This window comes from Streptomyces rimosus subsp. rimosus, assembly GCF_000720725.1.
GTDB lineage: Bacteria > Actinomycetota > Actinomycetes > Streptomycetales > Streptomycetaceae > Streptomyces > Streptomyces rimosus_A.
In genome coordinates this window covers 15,843-30,256 of the sequence record NZ_JOCQ01000034.1, presented here as the reverse complement: position 1 = coordinate 30,256, position 14,414 = coordinate 15,843, and the positions used below count along the sequence as shown (strand labels likewise).

The 14,414-nt window shown below is 71.7% G+C and carries 10 protein-coding genes and 2 pseudogenes; 10 read left to right on the top strand and 2 right to left on the bottom strand.

The features are described from left to right. Positions 1-273: 273 nt before the first annotated feature. From IH45_RS1000000150815 to IH45_RS0118970, 4 genes are all read left to right on the top strand, one after another. Positions 274-1,635 (top strand): serine/threonine-protein kinase, encoded by a 1,362-nt coding sequence (locus IH45_RS1000000150815; protein WP_078897653.1) that lies wholly within the window; start codon positions 274-276, stop codon positions 1,633-1,635. Positions 1,636-1,673: 38 nt separating this feature from the next. Beyond that, positions 1,674-3,320, top strand: a complete 1,647-nt coding sequence (locus IH45_RS0118980) for a serine/threonine-protein kinase (protein ID WP_030669288.1) — start codon at positions 1,674-1,676, stop codon at positions 3,318-3,320. A 165-nt stretch (positions 3,321-3,485) separates the two neighbouring features. Continuing rightward, positions 3,486-5,141 (top strand): succinic semialdehyde dehydrogenase, encoded by a 1,656-nt coding sequence (locus IH45_RS0118975; protein ID WP_030669286.1) that lies wholly within the window; start codon positions 3,486-3,488, stop codon positions 5,139-5,141. 39 nt (positions 5,142-5,180) lie between these two features. Further along, positions 5,181-7,010: a GMC family oxidoreductase N-terminal domain-containing protein gene (locus tag IH45_RS0118970; RefSeq protein ID WP_030669283.1), complete on the top strand. Its 1,830-nt coding sequence runs from the start codon at positions 5,181-5,183 to the stop codon at positions 7,008-7,010. 54 nt (positions 7,011-7,064) lie between these two features. Here the strand turns inward: IH45_RS0118970 and IH45_RS0118965 are convergent, their stop codons facing one another. Further along, the gene (locus IH45_RS0118965; RefSeq protein WP_030669280.1) at positions 7,065-8,120 is read right to left on the bottom strand and encodes an LPXTG cell wall anchor domain-containing protein; all 1,056 of its coding nucleotides are present in this window, start codon (positions 8,118-8,120) and stop codon (positions 7,065-7,067) included. A gap of 670 nt (positions 8,121-8,790) precedes the next feature. After that, complete coding sequence (locus tag IH45_RS0118960) at positions 8,791-9,162, bottom strand: chorismate mutase (RefSeq protein ID WP_107058675.1); 372 nt, start codon at positions 9,160-9,162, stop codon at positions 8,791-8,793. A gap of 272 nt (positions 9,163-9,434) precedes the next feature. On the opposite strand from IH45_RS0118960, the pseudogene guaA reads away from it, so the two are divergent. From guaA to IH45_RS0118925, 6 genes and pseudogenes are all read left to right on the top strand, one after another. Continuing rightward, positions 9,435-10,944 (top strand): annotated as a pseudogene (gene guaA / locus IH45_RS01000000143785) (glutamine-hydrolyzing GMP synthase). Positions 10,945-11,072: 128 nt separating this feature from the next. Next, positions 11,073-11,693, top strand: coding sequence for a Uma2 family endonuclease (locus IH45_RS0118950; RefSeq protein ID WP_030669275.1), 621 nt, complete (start codon positions 11,073-11,075; stop codon positions 11,691-11,693). Positions 11,694-11,750: 57 nt separating this feature from the next. After that, positions 11,751-11,840 (top strand): annotated as a pseudogene (locus tag IH45_RS1000000151040) (GMP synthase (glutamine-hydrolyzing)); the annotation flags it as partial. A 112-nt stretch (positions 11,841-11,952) separates the two neighbouring features. Continuing rightward, a complete protein-coding gene (locus IH45_RS0118940; RefSeq protein WP_107058673.1) occupies positions 11,953-12,549 on the top strand; it encodes a Uma2 family endonuclease in 597 nt (198 codons plus the stop codon). Positions 12,550-12,792: 243 nt separating this feature from the next. Beyond that, positions 12,793-13,278: a pyridoxamine 5'-phosphate oxidase family protein gene (locus tag IH45_RS0118930; RefSeq protein ID WP_030669271.1), complete on the top strand. Its 486-nt coding sequence runs from the start codon at positions 12,793-12,795 to the stop codon at positions 13,276-13,278. Positions 13,279-13,391: 113 nt separating this feature from the next. Beyond that, complete coding sequence (locus tag IH45_RS0118925; protein ID WP_078897652.1) at positions 13,392-14,228, top strand: class II aldolase/adducin family protein; 837 nt, start codon at positions 13,392-13,394, stop codon at positions 14,226-14,228. Positions 14,229-14,414 lie beyond the last annotated feature (186 nt).

Here is a 14,414-nt window from a genome sequence, read left to right as displayed (position 1 = left end):
CTGCCCACTGATTGCTGCCCGGTTACGCTGCCGTGTGCTGCTGCCGCCTCACTGTTTCAAGGACGGCGACACAGGCGGCGGAGGTTCCCTTCCGTGTGTCGTGAGGCACGGTCCGTGTCCGGCACCGCCGCGCCGGCCGCTCTCCGTACGGCCGGGCTCCTCACCCTCTGCCCACGGGCGCGCGCCGCAATCGTGCGCACCCGCCCCGTGCAACCCGTGCGTACCACTCGCGGCACCGGCGCCGGATCACGGGAGCTGGGGCAAGATGACTTCATGGGGAGCTTCGGGGGCGAGGGCCGGCTCATCGCCGGCCGCTACCGCCTGGGCGAACGGCTCGGCCACGGCGGCATGGGCACGGTCTGGCGCGCCACCGACGAACTGCTGGGGCGCCAGGTCGCGGTGAAGGTCCTGCACGTGTACGAGGAGACCGACGGCCTGAGCGATCAGGGCGGCGGGACCGGCAGGAGCGACGCCGCGGCCCAGCGGGACCGGGCGGTGCGCGAGGCCCGCACCCTCGCACGGATCAGGCACCCGAACGTGAACGTCGTGCACGACGTCGTCGAACAGGACGGCCGCGCCTGGATCGTCATGGAACTGGTCGACGGCCGGTCCCTGGCCGACCGGCTCATCGGCGGCGGGCCGCTCGCGCCCCGCGAAGCGGCCCGCATCGGCCTCGCCCTGCTGGGCGCCCTCAGGGCCTCCCACGCGCTCGGCGTGCTGCACCGCGACATCAAGCCCGCCAACGTCCTGCTGGAGGAGGGCACCGGCCGGGTCGTCCTCACCGACTTCGGGGTCGCCAAGGTCGCCGGCAGTACGACGCTGACCGAGTCCGGCGGCTTCGTCGGCTCGCCCGAGTACACCGCGCCCGAGCGGATGGCCGGCGGCCCCGCCGGACCGGCCGCGGACCTGTGGTCGGTGGGCGTGCTGCTGTGCGCGGCGCTCAGCGGGGAGACGCCGTTCCACCGGGATTCGCTGGGCGGCGTGCTGAGCGCGGTCGTGGACGACGAGATCGAACTGCCCGAACCGGCCCGCCCCCTCCTGGCCGTCGTCCGCGGCCTCCTGGAACGCGATCCGGCCCGGCGCCTGGACGTCACCGCCACCGAACGCCTGCTGCGCGGCTACCTCCAGTCGGGCCGCGCCCCCGAGACACCGCCTCCTGCGCCACCCGCCACCGAACACCCGGCGCCCGCCCACGAGCCGGACCGGACCCCTGGCGTCCCCATACCGGGCCGTACGCACGGCGTCCCCATACCGGAAGCCATAGCGGACCGCGCGCTCGCCGCCGCGGCCCGCCCGCGCACCGGACGCGCACGCACCGCGCTCATCGTGGGTGTGGCCGTGTGTGTGCTGGCGGGCATGGGCCTCGGCATCGCGGTGCTGGTCTCCAGGGGCGGGGACGGGAAGGACGGCGACCCCGCACCTACCCGGTCGCGCCCCTCGCAGGAACGTTCGGGCGCATCCCGTACGTCTCCTTCGTCCGCCTCTTCCACCTCCACCACCACCTCCTCCACCTCGCCCGCCTCGACTCCGGAGTCGCGCTTTTCCCCGGATGGCGGCCGGTCCGGGCGGCTGGTCCCGTTCTGCGCGGGTGTGGTGCCGGGGGAGTGTCACAAGGCCGTACCGCCGCGGACCTGAGTGGAGGCCGTCCCTCCCCGGCAAGTAATGATGGGGGCATGACGCAACACGGGGGACACGGGGGACACGCGGACGAGCCCACCAGCTACGGGCTCCGGCCGCCGGCGCAGCCCGCCCCGGACAGCCCCGCGCCCGCACGGGACTCGTACACGCCGACCCGGGCCGCCGCCCCGGACGCGGCACGCCCGGTGCCCGTGGACCCCGACGACCCGCAGCTCGGCCGTCTCCTCGGCGGCCGCTACCGCCTGCGCTCCCGGCTCGGCCACGGCGGCATGGGTACGGTCTGGACCGCCCGCGACGAGATCGTGGACCGCGATGTCGCCGTGAAGGAGCCGCGCGTCCCGGACCACCTCCCGGAGCGGCAGAAGCGCACGGTCTACCAGCGCATGCAGCGCGAGGCACGGGCCGCCGCCCGTATCGACCACCCGTCGGTGGTCTCCGTGCACGACGTGGTGGTCGAGGACGGCCGCCCGTGGATCGTCATGGAGCTGGTACGGGGCCAGTCGCTCGGCGACCGCCTCAAGGAGGGCACCCTCGCCCCGCGCGAGGCGGCCCGGATCGGCCTCGCCGTCCTCGGCGCGCTGACCGCGGCCCACGACGCGGGGGTGCTGCACCGCGACGTCAAGCCGGACAACGTGCTGCTCGGCCGGCACGACCGGGTGGTGCTCACCGACTTCGGCATCGCGCAGGTCGAGGGCGAGCAGGGCCTGACCGAGACCGGCGCGTTCGTCGGATCGCCCGAGTTCACCGCGCCGGAACGGGTGCTGGGGCAGCACCCCGGCCCGGAGTCCGACCTGTGGTCGCTGGGCGTCGTGCTGTACGCGGCCGTCGAGGGCATGTCCCCGTTCCGCCGCACCAACACCCCGGCGACCCTCCAGGCCGTGCTCTCCGCGGAGCCGCAGACCCCGGCCCGCGGCTCCGGCGCGCTGGGCGCGGTGATCATGCAGCTGCTGCGCAAGGAGCCGTCGGCCCGGCCCGGCGCCGCCGAGGTCAGGCAGGCGCTGGAGTCGGTGGCCCGGCCGCCGCAGCCGACCGCCGGGCAGGTACGCGGTTACCCGACGACGGGCGGCAGCGCGCTGGTCCCGCCCATTCTTCAGCGGAACCGCAAGGCCCAGGCCGGGCTGGGCGTAGGTGTGCTGGCCGTGGTGGTGGCCGTACTGCTCGCCTTCGCCAACCCGTTCGCCGGTGACGAGATCCCCGAGGGCTGGGTGGTCCGCCCGGAGGGCGAGGTGGTCCGGGCGTCGCTGGCGGTGCCCGACGACTACAAGCGCACCGTCAAGTCCGACGAGTCGTACGTGAGCTTCGCCGATCCCAGCGGTGTCTTCAAGGTCGAACTCGCGCTGGAGCACGAGGAGATCGGCAGCCTGGAGGACGAGGCCCAGGGCCTGGTCGACCACTACAAGAAGGGCGGCGAGAACGGTACGGAGATGTCCGGCGTGCACAGCTCGGCGTCCGCTTCGACGCAGCAGGACCAGGCGGCGATGCGCATCGACACCGACTACCTGCCCTACAGCCCGAGCGAGGACTCCATCCGCTCCCGCCGCCTCCAGCAGCTCTACGTCGACCGGAAGAAGAAGTCGGCCTGGGTCCTGACGGTGACCATGCCCGCCAAGGGCGCGGCCCGCGAGGACGGCGACGAGCTGTTCACGAACGTGGTGAAGTTCCTGAGGATCCAGGGACTCTGAGAGCGGCCGGGCGGTCCGGACACCGGTCGCCCGAGCCGTCCCGCCCCGCAATCCCGCAGGACAGCCCCCTCGTGGCCAGCAATTACTGGCGCGATTGTGCGTACCGCGTGAAAACTCGTTACCGGTGGGTACCCAAAGCGTCCGGCGCGGCATACGCTCGCCCGCATGACGGACTCGCAGGACACCGGAACCCGCACCTCCGCACCCGCCGGCCACGCCCCCGCCGAGGCTCCCGCGGGCGGCAACCCCGTCGCCCGCGCCGCTGCCGGCACCCGTACCGCCGCCGACGTGGTCACGCCGCATCTGGCGGCCCGCCTCACCCGCGGCGTCATCGGCAGCGGCCGTACCGCCAACCACACGCCCTTCACCGGCGAGAAGCTGGCGGACCTGCCGGAGTCCACCCCCGAGGACGTGGCGACCGCCTTCGAGCGCGCCCGCGCCGCCCAGCGTGCCTGGGCCGAGGTTCCCGTACGGCAGCGCGCGGCCGTCCTGCTGCGCTTCCACGACCTCGTCCTGCGCCGCCAGGCCGAGGTGCTGGACCTGATCCAGCTGGAGACCGGCAAGGCCCGGCTGCACGCCCACGAGGAGATCCAGGCCGTCGCCGTCGCCGCCCGCCACTACGGCCGCAAGGCCCCCGCGTACCTGCGCCCCCGCGGCCACACCGGCGTCGTACCGACCCTGACCAAGGTCACCGAACTGCGCCACCCCCGCGGCGTCATAGGGCAGATAGCCCCCTGGAACTACCCCTTCGAGCTGTCCGTCGGCGACGCGCTGCCCGCCTTCGCCGCAGGCAACGCCGTCGTCATGAAGCCCGACACCGAGACCGCGCTGACCGCCCTGTGGGCCCGCGAACAGCTCGTCGAGGCCGGGCTGCCGCCGGAGGTCTGGCAGGTCGTCCTCGGCGACGGGCCCGTCATCGGCCCCGAGGTCGTCAAGCACGCCGACTACGTCTCCTTCACCGGCTCCACCCGCACCGGCCGCGAGGTCGCCCAGGGCGCCGCCGCCCGCCTGGTCGGCGTCTCCCTCGAACTCGGCGGCAAGAACGCCATGCTGGTGCTGCACGACGCCGACGTGGACAAGGCAGCGGCGGGCGCCGTGCGCGGCTGCTTCTCCTCCGCGGGCCAGCTGTGCATCTCCATAGAGCGGCTGTACGTCCACGAGTCCATGGCCGACGCCTTCGTGGAGCGCTTCGCCGCCCGCACGAAGGCCCTGCGCCTGGGCAACGCCCTCGCCTACGGCGCGGACATGGGCTCGCTGGTCGGCGAGCGCCAGCTGGAAATCGTCACCCGGCACGTCGACGAGGCCGTCGCCAAGGGCGCCAAGCTCGTCGCCGGGGGCCGCCACCGCCCCGACATCGGCCCGCTGTTCTACGAGCCCACCATCCTCGACGGCGTCGAGCCCCCGATGGCCGTGTGCGAGGAAGAAACCTTTGGCCCGGTCGTCTCGGTCTACCGCTTCCGTGACGAGGACGAGGCGGTCGCCCGCGCCAACGCCACCCCGTACGGCCTGAACTCCAGCGTCTGGACCCAGGACGGCCGCCGCGGCCGGGCCGTCGCCGCGCGCCTGCGCACCGGCACGGTCAACGTCAACGAGGCGTACGCCGCGGGCTACGGCAGCGTCCAGTCCCCGATGGGTGGCATGGGCGACTCCGGCCTCGGCCGCCGTCACGGCTCCGAGGGCATCCTCAAGTACACCGAGGCGCAGACCGTCGCCCACCAGCGCCTGATGCCGCTCGCCCCGTCGTTCGGCATGGACGACGAGAAGTACGCCGCGTTCATGACCCGCAGCCTGCGCGCGATGAAGGCGTTCCGCCTGCGCTGAGAGCCGGGCCGACAGCCCGCCGAGACCGAGGGAGTGCCAGTGCCCCAGGACAACCCTGCCCGGAACCAGCGCGATGCGGCCGAGTCGGCCGGGGAGGACGGCCACGACTACGACGTCCTCGTCATCGGCTCCGGCTTCGGCGGCTCCGTCTCCGCGCTCCGCCTGACCGAGAAGGGCTACCGCGTCGGCGTCCTGGAGGCCGGGCGCCGCTTCACCCGCGCCACCCTGCCGAAGAATTCGTGGGACCTGAAGAACTACCTGTGGGCGCCCGCCCTCGGCTGCTACGGCATCCAGCGTGTCCACCTGCTCGGCAACGTCATGGTCCTGGCCGGCGCCGGGGTCGGCGGTGGCTCGCTCAACTACGCCAACACCCTCTACGTACCGCCGAAACGGTTCTTCGAGGACCGGCAGTGGGGGCACATCACCGACTGGCAGGACGAGCTCAAGCCGTACTACGACCAGGCGCGGCGCATGCTCGGCGTACGCCTGAACCCGACCATGACCCCCTCGGACGTCCACCTGAAGGCCGCCGCCGAGAAGATGGGCGTCGGCGACACCTTCCACCTGGCGCCGGTCGGCGTCTTCTTCGGGGACGGCGAGGACTCCGACGGCACGGCGAAGGCCACACCCGGCGCCGAGGTCCCCGACCCGTACTTCGGCGGCGCCGGACCCGCCCGCCGGGCCTGCACCGAATGCGGCGAGTGCATGACCGGCTGCCGGCACGGCGCCAAGAACACCCTCACCGAGAACTACCTCCACCTCGCCGAGCGGGCGGGCGCCGTCATCCATCCGATGACCTCCGTCGTGACCGTCACCGAGGATTCCCGCGGCGGCTTCGCCGTCGGCACGCTGCCCACCGACGACAAGCGCAAGGGCCGGGGCCGCACCTTCACGGCCCGGCGGGTGATCGTCGCCGCCGGCACCTACGGCACCCAGACCCTGCTGCACAAGATGAAGGACAGCGGCCTGCTGCCGCACATATCCGCCCGGCTCGGCGAGCTGACCCGCACCAACTCCGAGGCGCTGGTGGGCGCGCAGACCGACGACCGCCGCTACCGCAAGGCGCACGGCGCCCCGAAGGCCGACTTCACCCGCGGCGTCGCCATCACCTCGTCCGTCCACCCCAACGCCGACACCCACATCGAGCCGGTGCGCTACGGCAAGGGCTCCAACGCGATGGGCAGCCTGTCCGTCCTCCAGGTCCCGATCTCCAAGCGCGCGCCCCGCGCCCTCGCCTGGGCGGCCAACTGCGCCCGCCACCCGCTCCTGCTGCTGCGCTCACTCTCCAACCGCCGCTGGTCCGAACGCACCATCATCGGCCTGGTCATGCAGTCCCTGGACAACTCGCTGACCACGTACCGCAAACCGGGCGGCCTCGGAAAGGGCCTGCTCACCGCCCGCCAGGGCCACGGCGCCCCCAACCCGCAGCAGATACCGGAGGCCACCGAGGCCGCCACCCTGCTCGCCCAGGAGATCAACGGCTTCGCGGGCAGCAACGTCGGCGAGCTGATGGGCACCCCGCTGACCGCGCACTTCCTGGGCGGCTGCCCGATCGGCGCGGACGCGGACCACGGTGTGATCGACCCGTACCACCGCCTGTACGGGCACCCCGGCATCTCGGTGGTGGACGGCTCCGCGGTCTCCGCGAACCTCGGCGTCAACCCGTCGCTGACCATCACCGCACAGGCCGAACGCGCCATGTCCTTCTGGCCGAACAAGGGCGAGGAGGACACCCGCCCCGCGCCGGGCCGCCCGTACCGGCGGCTGTCCGCGGTGGCACCGCGCCGGCCGGCCGTCCCCGAGGAAGCGTTCGCGGCCCTGCGGCTCCCGCTGCTCCCGGTACCGGCCGTACCGCCGCCGCCCCGGTAGCCCCGCCCTGTCCCGCGCCCCGCCCTGTACCGCCTCGCCCTGTACCGCCCCGCCTCAGGACGCGTCGGAGCCCTTCCGGCGGCGTACGACGAACACCGCGCCCGCACCGAGCGCGACCGCCGCGCCGCCCGCCAGCGCCATCGTCGGCAGTCCGGAGGACGCACCGGTCTCGGCCAGCTTCCCGGTGACCGGCAGCTGGACCTGCTGCTTCGTACCGCCCTGCGGCACCGGGCGGTTGGGGCGCTTGCCGGGCTTGCCCTGCGCGTCCGGAACGTGGGTGCCCGGCCTGCCGCTGCCCGCGGGCAGGATGGTGAAGTCGTAGTCCACGGCTTCCGAGAAGCCGCACTCGTGGTCCGCGTTCACGTACCAGCCCACGCTGACCGCGCCGCCGTAGGCGGCGGGCGTCTTCGCGTCGGCCTTCAGGCGCAGCCTGGCCTCCGCGTACTCACCGGGACGCAGCCCGTCGCGGCCACCGAGGGAAGCGAAGAACCCGTCGTTCTCCTCGGCGCCGGGCACCCGCTTCCAGGCCCCCGTCTTCGCGTCGAACCACTGGAGGGTCAGATGGTCCGACACGTCGTCGGTGGTCGGGTCCTTCAGGGCGTAGACCAGCGCGAAGGCACCCACGGACGTGATGTGCTTCCCGGAGATGTTGGTGGCACGGAAGGTGAAGTCCACCCACCCGGAACCGGCCACGATCTTGCTGGGCAGGCCCCGGAGTTCGGTACGGACCGCCCGCTCGCTGGAGTAGTCCTCACACTCGGTCCCGTCGGTGGGGGAGGTCGTGGGCGTGGCGGTCGGCGTGTCCGTCCCGGTCTTCTTGGCGGGCGGTGTCTTGTCGGCAGGCGGTGTCTTCTCGGCGGCCGGGCCGGGTTCGGCGTCCTTGCCGCCCGAGGTGCTGCTCCGGCCGGGCGTCGGCGTGCCCGGGGACGGGGTCGTACCCGGCGTCGGCGTGGTCGTGGGTGTGGGTGTGGTCGTGGGAGTGCCGGTCGCGGTGGCCGCCGGGGCCTGGCCCGGGGGCTCGGCGGCGTACGCGGCGGGTGCCGCCAGCAAGGCGGCGGGGGCTATGGCGGCCGTCGCGGAGACGGCGGCCAGGGCGCGGCGGAGCTTCATCGTGAAGACCTCTCGGGACCGAAGTGCCGTGATCACAGCGTGAGTTCAGGAGACAGGCCGTCGCGGTGGGGCGCGGGATGGCCGGGCGATTGCAGATACTGACCGGCGCTGGCCGGAAAAGGTTGCACAGTTCGCCGCGGGCCACGGAAGTGACGGGCGCCATCAGGGTGCGAGATGCGGCGAAGGGCCCCGGGGCGCCGTCCGCGAGGGGGAGCGGGGTGCGTCGCCTTCGCGCCAGTGGCTCCGGGCGGCCCTGCACCGACCGGATGCGGCCGGCCCCAGGCGTCCCCGGAACCGGCCGCCCCATCGGATGTGGCCGGGCTGCTGTCCCCTGCTGACCGGCCACAACACCGTAGCGAGGTCCCACGACGCGGGCCGCTCCAAGTCGGCCGACGTCTCATCGCTGCGGCGGATCCGCCCACGGGCGGCGTCTACGCGTAGTCCTGCAGACCGCACCTGGCTGGCGTGGCACCCGGAACAACGAAGCCCGGCGGGGGCCGGTCACGGCGCCGTACGGGTGAGTCGCCGGTGCGCCGGGCGCGTCCGTACGACGGGCCTGTCCGTACGCCCGGCGCGCCCGTACGCCCGGTCCGCAGACCCCTTGCGCCCGGTCCGCAGGCCCTTGCGCCCGGTCCGCAGCCCCCTTGCACCCGGCCGGTCCGCACGCCCTTCAGATGCGGCCGCGGCACAGCTCCAGCAGTGTCATGGCCAGCGCGGTGCCGGGCCGGCCGAGCTGCCCCCTGTAGTGCTCCAGGATCTGCATCTCGCGGGACAGGTTGACCCGGCGCCCGCCGGAGCCGATGCGTTCGCGCTGGATGACGGCCGAGACCGCCATGCGTTCCTGTACGAGGCCGATGATCCGGCCGTCGAGATCGTCGATCCGCGCCCTGGCGTCGGTGATCACACCGGCCGCCGCGTCGGTGCGGGCGCCGGTGTCGGGGGTCGCCGGGGCCTTGGCCGGGGCCGCTGAGGATTTGGCAGGGGCCGCCGCGGAGGCGCTCGTCAGATCCGTCACAGCCTGGACGCCACTCATACCGCTCATGTCCGTCACTCCTGGGGTTCCGGACCCCGCAGCCGCCGTACGTACCGCCTCGGCCCCGCCGCCCCGTGAAATGCAGAGCGCCCCGGGCCTTGTCGGCCCGGGGCGCCTGGGAAGTCGCTCGTCAGTTGATCAAGCAGCACGACCATGGCAGCCGGACGGGCCGGTGCCATAGGTAAAGACGAAGGTCAGCTGCTTGTACATGGCGCTCAGTATGAGCCCGTTAGAATCGAAAGTCCAACCCCATGCACCACCACCGCCGGAAGGCCGCCGAAGTGCCATCAGCGTCACCTGCTGCCGCCCCCGACGTCGTCCTGGTAGTCGACTTCGGCGCGCAGTACGCCCAGCTCATCGCCCGCCGCGTACGCGAGGCCCGGGTCTACAGCGAGATCGTCCCGTCCACCATGCCGGTGGCCGAGATGCTCGCCAAGAACCCCAAGGCGATCATCCTCTCCGGCGGCCCGTCGTCGGTCTACGCCGAGGACGCGCCCAGCCTGGACCGCTCCCTGTTCGAGGCCGGCGTCCCGGTCTTCGGCATGTGCTACGGCTTCCAGCTCATGGCCACCACCCTCGGCGGCACGGTCGACAACACCGGCGCCCGTGAGTACGGCCGTACCGACCTGCACGTCTCCAAGAACGCCTCGACCCTCTTCGAGGGCACCCCGGCCGAGCAGCCCGTGTGGATGTCGCACGGCGACGCCTGCTCCGCCGCGCCCGAGGGCTTCACCGTCACGGCCTCCACCGACATGGTCCCGGTCGCCGCCTTCGAGAACGACGAGAAGAAGCTGTACGGCGTGCAGTACCACCCCGAGGTGATGCACTCCACGCACGGCCAGCAGGTCCTGGAGCACTTCCTCTACCGGGGAGCGGGCATCGAGCCGGTGTGGACCACCACCAACGTTGTCGACGAGCAGGTGGCGGCCATCCGTGAGCAGGTCGGCAGCGCGCGGGCGATCTGCGGCCTGTCCGGCGGCGTGGACTCCGCGGTGGCCGCGGCCCTCGTCCAGAAGGCCATCGGCGACCAGCTGACCTGCGTATACGTCGATCACGGCCTGATGCGCAAGGGCGAGACCGAGCAGGTCGAGAAGGACTTCGTGGCCGCCACCGGCGTCCAGCTCAAGGTCGTCGACGCCTCCGAGCGCTTCCTGAAGGCGCTGGCCGGGGTCTCCGACCCGGAGGAGAAGCGCAAGATCATCGGCCGTGAGTTCATCCGGGTCTTCGAGCAGGCCCAGGCGGAGATCGTCGCCGAGTCGGGCGCGGCGGGCGAGCCCGTGAAGTTCCTGGTCCAGGGCACGCTGTACCCGGACATCGTGGAGTCCGGCGGCGGCACCGGCACCGCGAACATCAAGTCCCACCACAACGTCGGCGGCCTCCCCGAGGACCTGGAGTTCGAGCTCGTCGAGCCGCTGCGCCAGCTCTTCAAGGACGAGGTCCGCGCGGTCGGCGCCGAGCTGGGCCTGCCGGACGAGATCGTCCAGCGCCAGCCCTTCCCCGGCCCCGGCCTGGGCATCCGCATCGTCGGCGAGGTCACCAAGGAGCGCCTCGACCTCCTCCGCGAGGCCGACGCCATCGCCCGCGAGGAGCTGACCGCGGCCGGCCTGGACCGCGAGATCTGGCAGTGCCCGGTGGTGCTGCTCGCGGACGTCCGCTCCGTCGGCGTCCAGGGCGACGGCCGCTCCTACGGCCACCCCATCGTGCACCCGCATCACCAACGAGGTCGCCGAGGTCAACCGCGTCGTCCTCGACGTCACCAGCAAGCCGCCGGGCACCATCGAGTGGGAGTGACCCCTCCGTAGGTCCCCCGCCCAGGTCAACGCCGCAGCCGTCGCTCATCAGTTTGAGCGGCGGCTGCGGCGTTCTTGGTGGGTACGCTGGCCGTACAGGTGAGACTCCGTCGCATGGGAGCAACCATGATGAGCGCCGCACCCGGAGACGAGCAGGACTGGCAGTACGAGCGGTACGAGGGGTGCACTTATCCCGTTCCGCCGCCTGGAGGCTGGACCGCGGACGCCCTTGATCAGCTCCCCCATCTGCCCGGGCACACGGAGCTGATCGACGGGAGCCTCGTCTTCATGAGTCCGCAGACCACTTTTCACATGCGAGCCATGCGACTTCTGGAACGGGCGCTGCTGGACCAGGCGCCGGACGACCTCGACGTCTTCAGGGAGTTCGGCGTCAAGCTGAACGAGCGCAACCGCCCGGAGCCCGATGTGCTGGTGGTTCCTCTGGGCGCGGACACCGGTCCGAAGCGGACCTGCCTCAAACCCGAAGACGTCATCCTGGCGGTCGAGGTCGTCTCGGAAGACTCCGTCGAGCGGGATCGCGATACCAAGCCCCGCAAGTACGCCGCCCACGGCATCAGGCACTTCTGGCGGGTGGAGGAGAGCAGTGAGGGCCTCCCGGTCGTGTACGTCTACGAGCTCGACCCCGCGACCAGGGCCTACGTCCCGACGGGAATCCACCACAACCGCCTCAAGCTCGCGGAGCCCTACGCCATCGACATCGACCTGACCGCGATCGACCGCCGCCGATGACCGACGGGACCCCGCACCTCCCTGAGCCGGCCTCATGCTCCTTCGGACAACAGCCGCACGACCCGCATCACCAACGAGGTCGCCGAGGTCAACCGCGTCGTCCTCGACGTCACCAGCAAGCCGCCGGGCACCATCGAGTGGGAGTGACCCCTCCGTAGGGCCCTCCCCAGGTCAACGCCGCAGCCGTCGCTCATCAGTTTGAGCGGCGACTGCGGCGTTCTTGGTGGGTACGCTGGCCGTACGGCCCAGAATCCCGTCCATGGGAGGACTCATGACCGCTGAGACCGCACACCACTGGCCCGTGCCCCCGCCGGACGGTTACACCGTGGACGACCTGCTGACCCTGCCAGACCTCCCGCCGCATACGGAGTTGCTCGACGGGAGTCTGGTTTTTGTGAGCCCACAGAGGTATTTCCACAGCGTCGTGATCGATGCGTTGGTCAGCGGGCTGCGGCGCACGGCGCCGCCGGAACTGACAGTCGCGCGCGACATGACGGTGTTGATCGACGAGCGCAACGGTCCCGAGCCGGACATCACGGTGGTACGGGCCGCGGCGGTACGTCACTCGGACCAGACGCATTTCCAGGTGCGGGACGTCCTGCTCGCCGTCGAAGTGGTTTCCCCCGAATCCGAGTCACGGGACCGCGACACCAAGCCGCACAAATACGCAAACGCAGGCATTCCGCATTTCTGGCGGGTCGAGAAAGCCAGGCCTGGCGGCTACCCCCTCGTCCAGGCCTTCGATCTGGACGGGGAGACCCGCACCTACCGCTCCGTGGACACCTTCCGGGAGCAGGTGAAGCTGAGCGCCCCCTTCGACATCGACATCGACCTCACAGAGATCGCCCTCCCGTGAGCGTTGACGTGTGTCAATGAGGCTTTCTTGAAGAATTCCGCATGGCGATGACGACGATCTGCCATGCGGAAACAGGTGGAAGTGTCGCGCAATGAGCAGCATGCGGAGGTGCCGACGATCGCCGAGGCCGTCCGCGACGCCCAGGCCGTCATCACCGAGGTGCTCAGATCCCCGCAGGTTGAGGCGGTCGCGTAGGGGCCCGACGGCGTGGAGACGTTGATCCACGCCTGGCAGGCTGACGCCATGCATGAGACGCCCGAGGACATGAAGCGACTGCAACGCCTGCTCGACGACTCGTACGCCGCGGCGGGCCCGTACCTCCGTTCCGTCATCGCCGCGGAGCGCCGCCTGGACGCCGCGGGTGTCGTCGCGGAGATGGGGGCCATACGTGTCATGGCGCTGGCCACCTCGACATCCGGCGGCGAGCCCCGGGTCGGCCCTGTCGACGGGCTGTTCTACCGGGGTCGCCTGTACTTCTACTCGGGCGTGGGCTCCCTGCGTTTCCGCCACCTCCGCGCCCGCTCCGCCGTGTCGGCCTCGGTGATCGACGGCGAGCGGCTGCAGATCACGGTGCACGGCCGGGCGGCGGAGGTCCTTCCGGCGGACGACCCCGGGCTGGAGGCCTTCCTGATCGGTGTGTACGGGCGCGAGGCGTGGGAGGACCGCAGGAGCGCGCACTCCTGGGCCCGGATCGAGCCGGACCGGATGATCACTTATCGCGGCCGGTGATCCGGAATCGGCGCTGCCGTACCACTGGTCACCCTCACTACCGCCAGGTAGCTTCCGCTTCGGGCCGAGCTGAGCCGACCCGGCCCGAGCCGTACGCGCGAGGAGGTAGCCCCATGCCCCAGCCCACTCCGCCGCCAGCTTCGCCGCCTGGCCAACCGCCCACCCCCGTGGCGCCCACCCCCGTACCGGCCGACCAACTCCACTTCGCCATGCCGCCCCAGCACGCGACCGTCGAGGAGGAGCGGCGCCACCGCAAGGAGCGCCTCGCGGCGGCGCTGCGCCTCTTCGGGCGGTTCGGGTTCGAGGAGGGGGTGGCGGGGCACATCACCGCGCGGGATCCGGAGTTCACCGACTGCTTCTGGGTGAATCCTTTCGGGATGTCGTTCAAGCAGATCACGGTCGGCGACCTGATCCTCGTCAATCACGAGGGCAAGGTCGTCGAGGGGCGCTATCACGTCAACCAGGCGGCGTTCGCGATCCATTCACAGGTCCACCAGGCCCGCCCGGACGTGATCGCCGCCGCGCACAGCCATTCCGTGTACGGCCGCGCCCTGTCCGCCCTCGGCGAGCTGCTGGACCCGATCACCCAGGACGTCTGCGCCTTTTACGAGGATCACGCCCTCTACGACGCATACACCGGGGTCGTCGTGGACGAGGAGGAAGGGCGGCGCATCGCACTCGCGCTCGGGCCGCACAAGGCCGTGATCCTGCGCAACCACGGCCTGTTGACGGTTGGCGACTCGGTGGACGCGGCGGCCTGGTGGTTCATCACGATGGAACGTTCCTGCCAGGTGCAGCTGACCGCACGCGCCGCCGGCAAACCCGTACTGATCGACCACGAGAACGCCGTGCACACCCGGGAACAGCTGGGCAACGACCTGGTCGCGTGGATCAACTACCAGCCCCTGTACCAGCAGATCGCCCGCAGCGAACCGGAACTGTTCGACTGAGCCCCCGGAGCCCCGAACCCCAGAGCCCCGAGCCCCCGGGCGTCAACACCGCGCCACCTCATCACCGCCCGTAAACCCTGGCGCACGGCTTCCCGGCCTTTCCCCGTACGGCACAATTCCCTCTCAGTAAGGTGAAGTTGACGACGACTGGTGGGTCGGGGCGGAGCGGACGTGTCGGTGGAGACG